General features: G+C 62.3%; 9 protein-coding genes. 2 read left to right on the forward strand and 7 right to left on the reverse strand.

All coding sequences use genetic code 11. The features are described from left to right. The first annotated feature begins 129 nt into the window (after nt 1-129). Nucleotides 130-2,403 carry a translocation and assembly module lipoprotein TamL gene (gene tamL, locus ACYVM5_RS05000; RefSeq protein WP_460617038.1) on the forward strand — a complete coding sequence of 758 codons (2,274 nt, stop codon included), beginning with the start codon at nt 130-132 and terminating at the stop codon, nt 2,401-2,403. Nucleotides 2,404-2,453: 50 nt separating this feature from the next. On the opposite strand, the gene ACYVM5_RS05005 is transcribed toward tamL, so the two are convergent. Further along, nucleotides 2,454-3,623: a hypothetical protein gene (locus ACYVM5_RS05005; RefSeq protein WP_460617039.1), complete on the reverse strand. Its 1,170-nt coding sequence runs from the start codon at nt 3,621-3,623 to the stop codon at nt 2,454-2,456. A 94-nt stretch (nt 3,624-3,717) separates the two neighbouring features. Then, nucleotides 3,718-5,406: a hypothetical protein gene (locus ACYVM5_RS05010; protein ID WP_460617040.1), complete on the reverse strand. Its 1,689-nt coding sequence runs from the start codon at nt 5,404-5,406 to the stop codon at nt 3,718-3,720. Nucleotides 5,407-5,613: 207 nt separating this feature from the next. Between ACYVM5_RS05010 and ACYVM5_RS05015 the strand changes: the two genes are divergently transcribed. Then, nucleotides 5,614-6,408 carry a DUF547 domain-containing protein gene (locus tag ACYVM5_RS05015; RefSeq protein ID WP_460617041.1) on the forward strand — a complete coding sequence of 265 codons (795 nt, stop codon included), beginning with the start codon at nt 5,614-5,616 and terminating at the stop codon, nt 6,406-6,408. 55 nt (nt 6,409-6,463) lie between these two features. On the opposite strand, the gene ACYVM5_RS05020 is transcribed toward ACYVM5_RS05015, so the two are convergent. From ACYVM5_RS05020 to ACYVM5_RS05040, 5 genes are all read right to left on the reverse strand, one after another. Further along, nucleotides 6,464-7,867 (reverse strand): alpha-amylase family glycosyl hydrolase, encoded by a 1,404-nt coding sequence (locus tag ACYVM5_RS05020; RefSeq protein WP_460617042.1) that lies wholly within the window; start codon nt 7,865-7,867, stop codon nt 6,464-6,466. Nucleotides 7,868-7,951: 84 nt separating this feature from the next. Then, on the reverse strand, nt 7,952-10,060 hold the full coding sequence (locus ACYVM5_RS05025) for a glycoside hydrolase family 97 protein (RefSeq protein ID WP_460617043.1): 2,109 nt from the start codon (nt 10,058-10,060) through the stop codon (nt 7,952-7,954). A 32-nt stretch (nt 10,061-10,092) separates the two neighbouring features. Beyond that, nucleotides 10,093-11,466 carry an alpha-amylase family protein gene (locus ACYVM5_RS05030; protein WP_460617044.1) on the reverse strand — a complete coding sequence of 458 codons (1,374 nt, stop codon included), beginning with the start codon at nt 11,464-11,466 and terminating at the stop codon, nt 10,093-10,095. A gap of 77 nt (nt 11,467-11,543) precedes the next feature. Then, a complete protein-coding gene (locus ACYVM5_RS05035) occupies nt 11,544-13,763 on the reverse strand; it encodes a T9SS type A sorting domain-containing protein (protein WP_460617045.1) in 2,220 nt (739 codons plus the stop codon). 119 nt (nt 13,764-13,882) lie between these two features. Beyond that, complete coding sequence (locus ACYVM5_RS05040; protein ID WP_460617046.1) at nt 13,883-15,055, reverse strand: T9SS type A sorting domain-containing protein; 1,173 nt, start codon at nt 15,053-15,055, stop codon at nt 13,883-13,885. Between the last annotated feature and the right edge of the window lie 109 nt (nt 15,056-15,164).

Genomic DNA, 15,164 nt, shown 5'->3' on the forward strand with positions numbered 1-15,164 from the left:
GGTCCTCGCTCCCCCCAAAAGGAAGCGCCTGATGTCCTTCATCAGGACGCAACCAGCGCCCCTGGTTTTTCAAGCGGTCGGGCGGGAAGTGAGGTTTCGTTGCGCCGCTTCGCCAGCCTCGCCCTGCTCTTGTTGCTCGCTTCCTGCTCGGGCCTGAAATACATTCCCGAGGGCCAGAAGCTGTACACGGGCAGCAAGGTCATCATCAAATCGCCCGAAAAGCTCACCAACAAAGCGGCCCTGCAAACCGAGCTGGAATCGGTGGTCGCGCCCAAGCCCAACGGCTCTATTCTGGGCCTGCGGCCGAAGCTGTATTTCTGGCACCTGGGCGTGGGCAAAAAGAAGGGCTTGGGCAAATTCTTCGCCGATAAGTTTGGGGAAGCGCCGGTGCTGCTGAAAGACGTGAAAATCAGCGCCACCGAAGGCCTGATTACTAACCGGCTCTACAACAACGGTTTCTTCAAAGGTACCGTGGCCCACGAGGTGAAAGCCAAGGACAAAACGGCCCAGGTAGACTACACGGCCACCACCGGTAAGCCCTACACCATCAAGGAGATTCACTTCCCGGAAGGCGACACCGCGGTGAACGCCGCCGTGCGCGCCACCCAGTCTGGCACCCTGCTGAAAGTGGGCGACGCCTACAACCTGACCACGCTCACCAACGAGCGGGTGCGCATCGACAACGTGCTGAAAAACGAGGGCTATTTCTACTTCAACCCCGATTACATTCTGTTTCAGGTGGATAGCACGCTGCACGACAAGGTAAACGTGTACCTGCGCGTGAAGGGCAGCGCACCTGCCATCGCCGTGCGGCCTTACTGGCTCGATGTGGTGAAACTGAACACGAACTACATCCTGACCGATACCACCAGCCGCAAGCCGGTGCTGTTCCGCAAATACGAGTATTATCCCGACGAAAAAGTATTCAAGGCCAGCGCCATTACGCGGGCCACATTCCTATACCCGGACAGCCTGTACCGGCGCAAGCGGCGCGACCAGACCATCAGCCGCCTGATGAGTTTGAACACGTTCAAGTTCGTGGAAATCCGTCTGAAACCGGCCGTGGCCGGCGACTCGGCCGGCCGCGCCCGCCTCGATGCCGACGTGCTGATGACGCAGCTCAAAAAGAAAAGCCTGCGGGCCGATTTGCAGCTGGTATCGAAGAGCAACGGCTTCACCGGGCCGGGCCTCACGGTGTCGTTCCGCAACCGCTCGGCCCTGCGCGGCGGCGAGCAACTGCTCGTAAATGCCGTGGCCTCCACCGAAACCCAGACCGGCAGTGGCAGCGGCGGAGTGGGCCTCACCAGCTATGAGCTGGGCCTGAATGCCCAGCTACTCGTGCCGCGCCTCGTGGTGCCCGATTTGCCGTTGCTCGATGTGCACCTGCCCAACTCTGACTTCCAGCCGCGCACCACTATCGGGGCAGGGTTCCGGCTGGTGACGCGCGCCAGCTACTTCACTCAGAATTTCTTCAACCTGAACTACGGCTACTCCTGGAAAACCAAGATTACCAACGAGCAGGAAATCAAGCCCATTGATATTACCTACGTACAGTTTACGCCTACTGACCAGTTTATCCCGATTCTCGAAGCGCGGCCTTTCCTGAAAAGCGCGTTTCAGCAGCAGTTCATTCTGGCCAGTTCCTACCGCTACACCTACAACCAGCAGGTGCTGGAGCAGCGCCGCCAGCAGATTTACTTCAGCGGGCAGGTGGAAGGCAGCGGCAATCTGGCGCAAGGTCTGGTCAGCTCTTTCGGCGGCACCAAGGACGCGAATGGCAAGTACACCATTGGCGGCCAGGAGTATAGCCAATACCTGAAATTCGATTTCGAGTTCCGCGAATACTACCGCATCAGTCAGAATCCGGCTTCCGGCAACCGCATCGTGGCCCGCTTCCAGGCCGGTGTAGGCCTGCCCTACGGCAACTCCGACGTGTTGCCCTACCCCAAGCAATACGGCATCGGCGGGCCAAACTCGGTGCGGGCCTTCGCCGCGCGGGGCGTGGGCCCTGGCACCTACCGTCCTCAGAATGCCACGCAGGACCTCAACAGCTTCTACGACCAAGTGGGCGACATTCGCCTCGAAGGCAACGTGGAATACCGCCAGGACCTGATTCCCTACCTGAAAGGGGCTGTGTTCCTCGATGCCGGCAATATCTGGCTGGCTAACCCCGACCCCAGCCGCCCCGGCTCGGACGACAAAGGCCAGCCCGACGGCCGGTTCGGCCAGTTCAGCGCCAGCACTTTCCTGAAAGAGCTGGCCGTAGGCGCGGGCGTAGGTCTGCGCGTCGACGTGCAGTTTTTCGTCATTCGCTTCGACTACGCCATCCCGCTGCAAGCGCCTTACGGCACGCCCACCAGCACCACCGGCCGCTTCAACCTGGCCATTGGCTATCCGTTCTAACGAGTGAGGGAGTGGCTGAGTGGCGTTCTAACTTATCACTCAGTCACTCGTTACCGAATTATCGGCATCCGCTCAAACGGCCGCTCGCGGTCGAACAGATAGCGGAAGGTGGCGTGGGTTTTCACAATGGTGGCCCCAATGGAGCGCGTGGTGACCAGCATGCGCGGGTTAAAATCGCCAATCCAGTTCATTTCGATGTCGGCGTAGCCCGCGTCGATGAACGCCTGGCGGGCATACACCAGCATGGCCGCGTCCACGCCCTTGCCCTGGTACTCGGGCACCACGCCATAGATGATGCCGAACAGGCGCTTGTCCGTGCGACGCATGAAGCGCCACCGCGCCCACAAAAAGCGCAGCTTGCCTACCAGGTTTAGCCGCCGGCCCACGTGCCGGAAAATCTGGTTCAACTCGGGCAGGCTGATGAAAAACGCTACTGGCTCGGAGCCGTGGTAGGCGAACCAGAGCAGGCGCTCATCCACCACGGGCTTCATTTCCTTCACGATGTTGCGGGCCTGGTCCAGCGTCATCGGCTTCACGCCCGAGTGCTTGGCCCACGCCAAGTTATACACGTGGTGGAAGTCGTAGGCCAGCTTTTCGGCATCGGCCTTGCGGGCGTGCTCGAAGCGGAATTCGGCCGCGTGCTCTTTGGCCTGCTGCGCAAAGCGGGCGTGCAGCGGCGCGGCCGTAGTGCGGTAGCAGGTGTATTGCTTGAAGTAGAGCTGAAAACCGTACTGCTCAAACAGCTGCTGGTAGTACGGCGGATGCCAGAACATGCCGTAGTTGGGCGGGCGGTCGAAGCCGTCAATCAGCAGGCCCCACAGCCGGTCGCGCTCGCCAAAATTGATGGGGCCGTCCATGGCCTGCATGCCGCGCACGGCCAGCCACTGCCGGGCGGCATCGAACAGCTCATTGGCCGCCGACTGGTCGTCGATGCACTCGAAAAAGCCCAGACCGCCGGTGGGCAGGTCGGGGTTCTGCACGTCGGGCGCGTCGCGGTTGAGGAAGGCCGCCACCCGGCCGATGACCGTGCCTGTGGCATCGGTGAGGACCCAGCGAATGGCTTCGCCGTTGGCAAATTTCGGGTTTTTGATGGGGTCGAAAACGGCCTCAATTTCGTTTTCCAGAATCCCGATGTATTGCGGCACCGCTTGGTGCAGGCGGGCGGGCAACTCCACAAACTGCCGCGCCAGGCGGGCATCCGTAACTTCAAGCAGCGGCATAAACTAAAACGATAAAGGCAATGCTTACCCGCCAGACGCAAGCAAAAAAGTCCCAGCGGGGCCGCAAAGAAACGTCTGCGCCGTCGTTCGGGGTTCAGGGCCGGCGCAGCACCCTAAGAATAACCGCCCCGCCCACCCGGATGGCATACCCCGGCTGCCCCGCCCTGGCCGGATACGGCCCCGGGTGCCAACGATGAATACTCAGAAAATACCCCCCAGCGGCCGAATCCGGCGGCACAATGCGCAAACGGGCGCGGGCAGCGGGCGGCAGCATTTTGGCGTTGATGCGCAGAGTCATTTCGGTGCGGCTGTCCATGCTCACAGGCACGGCCGGGCGGGCATCATGCGCCAGCACCCATTGCAGCCCCTGTTTCACCGATAAGCCCCAATAGTCACGCTCGAAATTCTGCTCGATGACGTGGCCGGGCAAAAAGCTGAAATAGACGTATTGAAACGGATGCTCGGTAGCCATGCGCCAGGCCACCTGCGCAGTGCCCAGCGCCACCGCCAGCAGCGCCGCACCGGCGGCCCACGCGCCCGCCCGCGGGCCCTGCTGCCACTGCCGCCACACCAGCCGCGCCGCACCGGCGGCCCACGCGCCCGCCCGCGGGCCCTGCTGCCACTGCCGCCACACCAGCCGCAAGCCCTGAACAGCCAGTAATAAGAAGGCTGGGTACACAAAGTACAGGTGCCGCCACCCGTCATAAATGGCCGAATGCAGGAGCATCACGCCCAGCAGTGGGCCGACAAACCAGGCCAGCACCAGCAAATCGCGCCGACTACCCGTGCGCCGTAGCCAGCGCTCCGGCCCCCGGCGCCATAGGTCGCGCCCCACTCCTACCACTCCCACCACAAATAGCAACGCATAGGGCACGGGCGTGGTGATGAGCAGCCACACCGGGGCGTAGTGCCACGGCAGGGCCTGAATCGGCACAAACTGCCCCAGATAAAACACCTCCAGCGGCTTGGCATAATGCCCAAAGCTGCTGAGCGCGGCCCTGAAATTCTCCCAAGGGTTTTCCCACAGATAGGGCCAGGCCAGCACCACCAGCACCACCATCGTGGGCAGGTAGAGAGCTAGCGCCCCGGCCAGCCCGCGCCGCCGTATCGGCCGCGCCCACATCTCCAGCACCCCAAAAGCCAGGGTGAGCAAGGGCAGCAAAATGCCCATTGTTCGCACATCAATCGCCGCCGCCGTGGCCAGTGCGTGCAGCAGCATCCGGCCCGCCGTGGGCCGGCGTAGCAGCCGCGTGAGCGTGAGGATGGCCAGTGCAAACAGGCTCAGGAACACAATGTCCTTGTAGTTATAAAACGCTTCGGCGAAGATGCGCGGCGAGAGTACCAGCAGGCCCGCGCCCACCAGCCCCCAGCGCCAGCTGGCAAGCCGCGCCCGCCCCAGCCGGTACACGGCCCACGCGCCGGCCACAAACAGCAGGAACCCGGCCAGGTGCCGCCGGTAGGCCCATTCGGCGGGGTCAGGGCCGGGCCGCAGGGCCTCCAGGCCCACCCAGGGCAGCATGAACAGCACACCGTGGTCGGCGTCGCGGTGCTGGCGCAGGTCGGGGATATCGGCCAGGCGGGGCTGGCGGCGGGCCAGCTCGGGGGCCAGTTTCAGGGCAATGTACTTGGCGCTGACGAAGGCGTTGAGGCGCTCGGCGGGCTCGTCCCAGCCCATGCCATAGTCGCGGTGCAAGGCACCCCCCAGCAGCACCAGCAGACCGAAAAACAAGCCTGCCACCCAGCGGCGCGAACGAATAAATGCAGAAAAAGCAGAGTCAGGCAAAGCGGCGCGATGGCAAATAGCAGCACAGATTGGCAACGAATGTAGCCCCGAACGTTGTGCTGGACTTGGACTATCCGTGCCGAAAGCGCTGCAATCGGCAAAGCTGTGTTTTGCGTATGCTGTCAACGAATGTCACGCGCTGCGTCATTTACCGTAGCATTGGCCCGCCGCCGGGCCGTTCAGGCGCTTTTCAGCCAATTCCCATTCATGACAATCACCCGTTTTCTCACCCTCGTGCTGCTCGAAGCCACGTTCCTGGGCGCAAACGCCTCCGTGCAGTCCCCGGCCCGCTCTCCTATCCGCACGGCCACCACCAGCCCCACTACCGTGGACCACGGCAGCTACGACAAGCTGCTGAAAAAATACGTGAGCGCCAGAGGCCTCGTCAACTACAAGGGCCTCAAGGCCGACCAGCAGGCCCTCAACAGCTACCTCGACCTGCTCAGCCGGAACGCGCCCGCCGCGTCGTGGAGCAAGGCCGAACAGATGGCCTTCTGGATTAACGCCTACAATGCCTACACCATCCGGCTGGTGCTCGACCACTACCCCGTTTCGAGCATCAAGGACATTGGCTCGAAAATCAAGATTCCCTTCGTGACCACGCCCTGGGCCATCAAGTTTTTCAGCATCGGCGGCGAGAAAATGAGCCTCGATAACATTGAGCACGGCACGCTGCGCAAGAAGTACGACGACCCGCGCATTCACTTCGCGCTGGTGTGCGCCTCCATGTCGTGCCCGCGCCTGCGCAACGAGGCCTACACGGCTGCCAAGCTCGAAAGCCAGCTCGACGACCAGGGCCGTGACTTCCTGAACAACCCAGCCAAAAACAAAATCAGCACCGCCAGCGCCCAGCTCTCGAAGTATTTCGATTGGTATAAGGGCGACTGGGATAGGAACGGCCAGTCAGCGGAAAATTGGGTGAACAAGTATTCCACGACGAAAATCGACGCCAAAACCAGAATTTCCTATCTCGATTACGACTGGAGCCTGAACGAGCAGTAGGCTACGTTCAGGCGAAACAGGGCATTGCCCGGACCGCAGCCGACCCGGGAATGCCCTACTTCGTCAGCACAACATAGCCGTAGGCGGGTAGCGCCAGCGTGCTGCCCAGCGCAACCGGCCCGCCTTGCAGGGCATCAGTCCAGGTGGTGCTGTTCAGGGTGGCGGGCAGCGTGAAGGAAGTGGCCGCGTTGCGGGTATTGACCACTACCAGCGCCTGCGACGTGCCCGAGGCTTTGGTGAAGGCGCACACGTTGGCCGTGCTATAGGAGGCCGTGGGCAGGCCGTGCTGCAGGGCCGGGCTGGCGGCGCGGGCTTTCAGCAGCTGGCGGTAGAGGCGCGTTACCTCGGGGTGGGCATTCCAGTTCACTTTCACACCGGTGAAGGGGAATTTGATGGCCGTACTCATGCCCACTTCCTGGCCGTTGTAAATCATGGGTACGCCCTTGTAGAGCGCGGCAATGACGAAGGCCGACATGGCGCCCGCATCGCCGCCGAACAGCGCCACCGGCGTGCCGTCGGAGTCGTTCACGTCGTGGTTGGTGATGTAGCGCACCACCTGTTGCGTGCTGCCGTTGGTGCCCGCGTACTCGCTGGTATTCAAGGCATCGAAAGTAGTGGCAGAGTAATTATTGCGGTACACGTTATAAATACCGCCGTAAAAGTTAAAGCCAAAATTGTAGTCGAAGCCCGAAGCGAAGTTGCTGCTGCGGGTGCCTTCGGCCAACATCAGCAGCTTGTGGGTTTTGATGGTGCGCAGCGTGTCCACGGCCTGCTTCCAGAAGGTGGAGGCGGCGATGGTGGGCGCGTCGGCGTAGTCGCAGCGGAAGCCGTCGACGTTGGCCGTGAACACCCACGATTTCATGGCCGAAATCATCTCCAGCCGCATGGCCGCGTTGCTGAAATCGAGCTGGGCCACGTCGGTAAAGGTGGTGGTGGGCGGGCTGATGATGGTGCCGTTGCTTTTCAGGTACCAGTCGGGGTGGTCGGTTACCCAGGCATTGTCCCAGCTGGTGTGGTTGGCCACCCAGTCCAGCATCACGGTCAGGCCCCGGGCGTGGGCGGCGTCCACCAGCGTGCGCAGGTCGGTGAGGCTACCAAACTCCGGGTTCACGGCACGGTAATCCTGCACAGCGTAGGGCGAATTCACGGCCCGCAGCTTGCCCACGGGATATATCGGCATGAGGTACACCACATTTGCACCCAGGTTCTTAATAGAATCGAGCCGGGCCGTAACCCCCGCAAAGTCGGCTCCCTGGCTGAAGGCCCGCATGTTCACCTGATAAATCACGGCATCCTCGCGGTTGGGCACGCCAGCGAAGGGCGTACCGTACTGGGCCGGGTTAGGAGAAGTGGGCGTTGTGGGCGTGGTGGGCGTCACGGGTGGCACAACAGGGGTTGGAGCCGAGGGCGAGTCTTTTTTACAACCGGCCAAAAAACTGGTGGCCAGCAGCAAAGTCAAGCTGTTTTTAGTTAAAATACGACGAATAGACATTGAGAAAATTCTTTAAAAGGACAGAAGAATAGCGCGCCGAAACGCGGAAAATTATTTCTTAACCGGCTTGAAGCTGATGGCCGCGCCGCCGCCGGGGGCCAGCTGCAGGGTAAGGGCCGATTTGCTGCTCACCACCTGCTTGCTGATGCGGTAGGCCGTGGGGTTTTTCTGCCAGTCTGCGCCTTTGCCGTCGGCGTAAATGGTGGCTTCGTAGCGCAGGCCGGGCGTGAGAAAATCCAGCTTAATGGCCTGTTGGCGGGCTTTTTCGTCGGTGATGCTGCCGAGGTACCACTCGTCCTTACCCTTGGCTTTGCGCACGGTGGTAAGGTAGTCGCCGGGCTCGGCGGCCAGGATGCGGGTGTCGTCCCAGTCCACGGGCACATCTTCGATGAACTGGAAGGCATCGAGGTGCTGGTTGTAGTTTTCGGGCAGGTCGGCGGCCATTTGCAGGGGCGAGTACATGGTCACGTACAGGGCCAGCTGCTTGGCCAGCGTGGTGTGCACCATCCGCTTGCCGGTCGGCTCAAAATTCTGGAGCTTGAAGATGCCGGGCGTGTAATCCATCGGCCCACCCATGAGGCGGGTGAAGGGCAGGATGGTTTCGTGCTCGGGCTGGTTGCCCTCGCTGAAGGCGTTGAACTCGTTGCCGCGGGCGGCTTCGCAGGCCAGCCAGTTGGGGTAGGTGCGGTTGAGGCCGGTGGGGCGCACGGGCTCGTGCATGTCGACCATAATGTGGTAATCGGCCGTTTTCTGGGCCGTTTGCACGTAGTGGTTCACCATCCACTGGCCGTCGTGGTGCTCGCCGCGCGGGATGATTTTGCCCACGTAGCCGGTTTTCACCGAGGTGTAGCCGTGGGCATTCATGAAGCGGTAAGCGTTGTCCTGGCGGCGCTCGTAGTTGGTGGCCGCGCCGCTGGTTTCGTGGTGCATGATGATGTTGACGCCCTTGCCGGCGGCGTAGCGCTGCAGCTCGTCCACGTCGAAATCGGGGTACGGCGTCACGAAGTCGAACACTTCCTCCTTCCAGTTATTGGCCCAATCCTCCCAGCCCACGTTCCAGCCCTCCACCAGCACGCCGGGGATGTGGTGCGCGGCCGCAAAGTCGATGTATTGCTTCACGTGGGCCGTATTGGCCATGTGGCGGCCGTTGGGCTTGAGTTTGCTCCAGTCGGTGCCAGCCAGCTTGATGTTGAAGGTATCGGCGTAGTTCCAGCTGCCGCGGCTGGTCTGCATTTCCCACCACACGCCCACAAATTTCTGGGGCTTAATCCAGCCGGTATTGGTGATTTTGCTGGGCTCGTTCAGGTTCAGAATCAACTTCGAGGCCAGCACTTCGGGGGCCTTGTCGCTCACCACAATGGTGCGCCAGGGCGTGTGCTCCGGCGCTTGCAAATAGGCTTTGGCCCCCGTGCCGGTGGCATCGGGCACGAGCTGGCTGGTGAGGTCGAAGGTCTTCGTATCCACGTTCAGGTACAGGGCCGGGTAGTTCACCAGCGCTGCTTCGTGGATGTTGATATACAGTCCGTCATCCGATTTCAGCATCAGCGGGGTCTGGATGCGGTTGGCCGGCGCTTCCTCCTGAATGGCCGGAATGGGCGTGGTATTCACCTCGCTCACGCGGCTGGTGGTGTAGGCGTACTCGTTCGAATCGTAGTCGCCCGGAATCCAGAACGCCTTGTGGTTGGCGGGCAGATGGAATTCAGTGAATTCATCTTGCACCGTGAAATACTGCAGGTGCGCCTGCCGCGGAAACTCGTAGCGAAAGCCCACGCCATCGGCAAAAACCCGAAACACGATATCCAGCTTACGGCCGTCGGCGGCGGGCTGGCGCAGGTGCACCGTGAGCTGCTGGTAGTGGTTGCGAATGTCTTTCACCTCGCCCCACACCGGCTGCCAGGTTTCGTCCACGTCCCTGGTTTCGCTGCCCGTGAGCACCAGCGGCCCTTCAAAGCCCTTGCCATCGGCAAAGCTCAGCCCGAGGCGCGAGGGCGCAATCACGGTTTTCGGACCGAAGGCCACGGCGTAGGTTGGGCGGCCGTCGGGGCTCAGCGCCACGGTCAGGCTCACTTTGTCGAGGCGGGCGGTGAGCGGCGCGGTGGCTTGCGCGTGGGCCTGGGAGCCGGCCAGCAGCAGCCCAGCCAGCAGAATTTCTTTTGTCATTCGGGTATAAAATCGCAACACAACGGGTGCCGCTACTTCTTCAAAATTAGGTACTGATAGGGCTGTAGCGTCAGTTTTTCCAGTGCCACGGAGCGGCCATTGAAGGCATTGCGCCAGCCCAAACTGGCTACACTGGCGGGCACCAGGTAGTTCACGGCGGCGTTGCGCAGGTTGGCCAGCACGAATACTTGCTCCTTGCCTTCGGTTTTGGTGAAGGCGCACACGTCGTCGGTACTGTAAGAGGCCAGCGCGCCGTTGCGCACGGCCGTGCTGCCGTTGCGAAACTTAATCAGGCGCTGGTATTCTTTGGTTAAGGCCGGGTTGGGCGTCCAGACGATGGGCCGGCGCGCGCCCATGAAGGGCACCCGCTCGGCGTAGCCCACCTCCTGGCCGTTGTAAATCATGGGCACGGCCTTCATGTAAGCCGCCACCACGAAGGCCGCCATAGCGCCCCGCTGGTTGCCGAAAAGCTGCGCCGGCGTGCCATCCCAGGCGTTGATGTCGTGATTGGAGATGTAGCGCACCATCCGGGCATTGGCCGGAGCGTTGCGGTAGTTGGCGACGTTGACGGAATCGATGAGCTTGACGCTCTTACCTTTGGCAAAGATGTCGCCCTTCATCACGTTCATGAAACCGAAGTCGTAGCACAGGTCGAAGCCGCCCTGCAGGTAGTATTTCTTCTTGTCGCCTTCGGCCAGCATCAGCAGCTTGTGCTTCGGAATGGCGCGCAGGTTGGCCAGGGCTTCAGTGAAGAATTCCTGACTGGGGCCATCGGCATAGTCGAAGCGGTAGCCGTCGATATTGGCCGCGAATACCCAGTAGCGCAGCGCCTGAATCATGGCGGCGTGCACTTCGGGTTTGGCCCAGTTGAGTTGGGCGATGTCTTTCCAATCGGGGATTGGGTTCACAATGTTGCCGGCGGCATCGTGCACGTACCAGTCGGGGTGCTGGGTTACCCAGGGGTGGTCGAAACTGGTGTGGTTGCCCACCCAGTCCAGCATCACGGCCAAGCCGCGGGCGTGGGCAGCATCCACCAGCGTGCGCAGGTCATTCAGCGTACCGAATTCCGAGTTTACGGCCGTGTAATTCTGCACGGCAAAGGGTGAATCGACGGCCCGGAACTTGCCGATGGGGAAAATGGGCATCAGGTACACCACATTCGCTCCCAATGCTTTAATAGAATCGAGCCGGGCCACCACGGCCTTGAAGGTCCCTTCCTTGCTGAAGCCCCGCATGTTGACCTGGTAAATGGTCGCATCGCGGCCATCGGGCACGCCGTCAAAGGGCTTGCCGTACTGCGCTGGGTCCTTTACCACGGCGGCGGCTGGGGTTTGGCCCGGGGCCAAACCAGCACTGGCCAAGCCCGCCAGTAGCGTCAGGAAGAAGGGAAAGGAGTTTTTTTTCACTTAAAGATTTATTTGAGTTAGCAGAATATAAACAGCCCGCAGCCCCAACCAACGTCGGCACCGCGGGCTGCCCGCAACTAGCGCCGCACTTCTACCCGGCGGCTGGTTACGCCGGCTGCCGTTTGCAGACGCAGCAGGTATACGCCGTTGGCCACATCAGCCAGCGCGAAGGTGAAGGTGCTGCCCGTGCCCTTTTGCTCGGCTACTACCTGGCCGAGCAGGTTGAGCAGCGTGGCTCGCACTGTGCCCACCGGCCCGGCCAGCCCGCCCAACTGCACGGTGAGCTGGTCGGCCGCCGGGTTGGGGAACACGGCTACTTCGGGCGCAGCTTTCGACTTCGCACTGGCCAGCGCGGTGGCTACCGGCGCCAGCGCCACACCCCGGAACGAGGTGTTGGCCGCCAGCGGCACGAAAGGAGCCGGCAGGGCCGTGGTGCTGGGTGCAACGTTGTAGCCCCCCTGGTCGGTCACGGTATACAGGCCGCCGCCACCACTGGCTATCAGTTGCACAGCCGTGCCGGCGCGCTGGCCCGTGAGGCCGCGCAGCAGCGCGGTAGTCGAGCCGCCAATGGTGCCGTTCAGTGTCCAGGTGCCGCCCACCAGGCTCCACTTCTGAATGCCGCCGGTGGCCGCGTCGTCGGTCACGTACACCACGTCGAGGCCGGGTACGGTGGTGCTCAAATCAGCAAAGTAGAAGCCGTAGGGGCTGGCGCTGGCCGTGGGGAAGCCCGGCAGCAGCGTTACGGCCGCGCCGGCCGCCGTGGGCAGGCCGGTACCAATCTGGTTCACACCGTAGTTTGAGCCCGTGGCCGAAGTAGCGTAGAGGTTGCCGCCGGCAATGCCCAGAATGCGGAAGTTCAGCACCGTGCCGCCGCTCAGCGCGGTGGTTGCGCCGGTGTTGCCGAAGGGCACGTAGCGGATGCCACTGTTGCCGCCCGAGACGTAGAAATTGCTGCCGTCGGTGCTCACCGCCGTGCGGATGTTGGTGCCCGAAAAGGCGTCGTTGATGCGGGTGTTGGTGTCCACGCTGCCATCGACGCCGATGCGCGCCACCAGGCGGTTGTTGGTGGTGCCGCTGTTGGTGCTGGTCACGATGCCGGCCGTGCCGGGCACGGCGTTGTAGCCGGTCAGCAGCAGGTAGCGGCCATCCACGGTGCGGGTGATGTTGTCGGAAGTAGCCGTGCCGCTGTTGGTGAAGGCGCGCACGTTGCCGTTGTCGGCCGTGGGCATGGCAATACTGCGCACCAGCGCGCCGCTCAGCGTGTACTCATCCACAAATTCCGGCGTGGCGGCGGTGGTGAGCGTAGCCGAGCCATCGCCTACCCGCACCACGGCCACGTTGCCGGGTGTGAAGGCGGTAGAAGTGGTCGGCGAGGTTACCTGCTGGTAGGCTAATTGCTGCAGCGTCACGGCCGTGGCGGGCGCAATGCCCAAGGTAGCCGCGGCCTGTTCGGTGGCCCCCAGGGTACGCGGGTCCACGTTGGTGAGCTGGTAAAACAGCACCAGTGCGCTGAGATAGGCCCCCGTGGTGCTGGGGTGCACATAATCCACGTTCCAGAGGTTGATTTTGGCGGGGTCAGGCGTGTAGGGGTTGCGGGTGGCGATGCCGGTGGTGATGGCGCGCATCCAGGCGTCGCCCACCGGGGCCACGGCGGCGAAGTGCCCGTTGGTGGCGAAGGCCTGGTAGAAGGCCCGGTGCAGGTCCTGGGCCATCGAGTCGAGGGGTAGGCCCACGTAGCGGGACCCGGCGGGGTAGGTGTAATCGGGGCGGGCCCAGGTGCCGTAGAGGTACACCTGCGCGGCGGGGTTAGCCGCGTGAATGGCCTGCTCCAGGCGGGTGGAATAGTCGTAGAACAAGGCCAGATTGCCTCCGCGGGTGCTGGGCACCGGCCGGGTGCTCTGTTCCTGCAACACTACTTTGTCCCAGCCCGGCTGCGCTATCAGCGACAAGGCGTTGGTGTGGTGGAATTCCAGCGTTTTGCCGCTCACGGCCTCCAGCTGTACGTCGTAGTTCAAGCCCGCCTGAACCGTGAATTTCTTGAAGATGCCCGGTATGCCACCGAAAGCGGCCAACATTCCGGAATCGTGAGCGCGCGGGTTGCCCGCGGGCAAGTTGTAGTTCAAATCCGTGACGGCTCCGGAATTATAATACAGCACCGGCGCGTACTGCCCGTGCGTGAAGCTGTTGCCCACAAACAGCACCCGGGTCTGAGCCTGAGCCGTGATGTTAAGGCCCAGCGCGGCAACGGCCAGCCCAAGGAAATGCAAAGTGGTGCGTGGAGTAAGGAAAGAAAGCATAGACAAAACGGGGAAGGACTTTTGCGAAAGCGTCCGGCCATTCAATGGCCCGGACGCGGTGGATGAGTTTGCGCGCCGCATATCGAACCCAGCCGGCCCGATATGCGGCGCGTTGATAACTAGCGGGTTACTTCCAGGCGGCGGGTAGCCACTTTATCGCCCACCTGCACTTTTACCAGGTAAATGCCAGCGGGCAGGTCATTCATCGACACCTTGAAATCGTGGAAGCCGGGGGCTTGCTTGGCATCGAGCAAGGTGCGGACTTCACGGCCCAGCAGGTCGGTTACGCGCACGGCCACGGCCTGGGGGCTGCCCTGCACCTGGTAGGAAACGGTCGATTCACCCTGCGCCGGGTTCGGAAACACGCTCATGGCCACCACGGCGTCATCGGCCTGGCGGGTGCTGGTTACCACCACGTTGAGCGTGGCGGCCTGGGTGCCGGGATACAGCGTCTGGTTGGTGAAATCGGGGCTGAAACCCAGGTTGTTGTTGCCGTTGCCGGGGATTTCCGGAATCACGTCCGACGACCAATAACCGTCGCCGCTCACATAGGCCGCCATCACGCGCACGATGGACGCGCCCGAAGGCAGGCCCAGCGAGGTGCGGTTGAACTCGTATTCCAGGCCGTAAGAGCCCGCGCCGCCACCGTTGGCATTGCCGGGGTTGCTGGTGATGTCGATGGTGGGCGTGCTCGGAGCCTTGTAGGCCAGGCGGGTGCCGGCGAACACGTTGTACACGCCCGTGGTCGAAGAGGCCGGAATGGTGTTGGGCAGGCCGTCGCTGGAAGCGGGGGTGCTGATGCCATCGCCCAGCGACTTGGCCACGCCTGTGGTGGCGGTATAAATGGCTGCCTGCACGTCCATGTTGCCCGTGGTGGCGATGACCGCATCGGTTTCCATTTCCATCTTGGTGCCCCCGATGCTGCCACCGGCGAAGGTGCCAAACACCGTGGAAGTACCCGCAATGCTGGGCAGGGCCGTACCCGCCGGCACGCCGGATTTATTGGGCAAGTCCAGGTACAGCTGGAAGTTATTACCGCCCACCTCAATGGTGCCGGCCAGCCCGATGTAGAGCTTGGTCGTGGTGTTGGCTCCGTACATGCGCAGCAGGCCGGCATTGCCAAAACCGGCATTGCCGACGTGCGCCGGGGTGAACGCGCCCAGCGAGACGTACTTGCCGCCAGCGCCGATTTCGCTGGCGTTGATGACGCCATCGAGCACCACCTGGGCGCGGGCGCTGAGCGTGGTGCCGCCCAAAGCGGCGAGAAGAGCAAGGGTAAATGTTTTGTTCATGAGTGAAAAGCTGAAAAGTGAGTGGGAATGGAAAATGACGGGCCGGAGCGGGCAGCCCCGGCAAGGGGTTTCGGACTTAGTGCCTGGATTTGCTCAATCAGCTGACAAT

The organism is Hymenobacter ruber (genome assembly GCF_054783255.1).

Bases quoted from the DNA above. Each gene is read 5' to 3' on its own strand.
- ACYVM5_RS05005 (WP_460617039.1), bottom strand. From the start codon at position 3,623: ATGCCGCTGCTTGAAGTTACGGATGCCCGCCTGGCGCGGCAGTTTGTG.
- ACYVM5_RS05015 (WP_460617041.1), top strand. From the start codon at position 5,614: ATGACAATCACCCGTTTTCTCACCCTCGTGCTGCTCGAAGCCACGTTC.
- ACYVM5_RS05025 (WP_460617043.1), bottom strand. From the start codon at position 10,060: ATGACAAAAGAAATTCTGCTGGCTGGGCTGCTGCTGGCCGGCTCCCAG.
- ACYVM5_RS05035 (WP_460617045.1), bottom strand. From the start codon at position 13,763: ATGCTTTCTTTCCTTACTCCACGCACCACTTTGCATTTCCTTGGGCTG.
- ACYVM5_RS05040 (WP_460617046.1), bottom strand. From the start codon at position 15,055: ATGAACAAAACATTTACCCTTGCTCTTCTCGCCGCTTTGGGCGGCACC.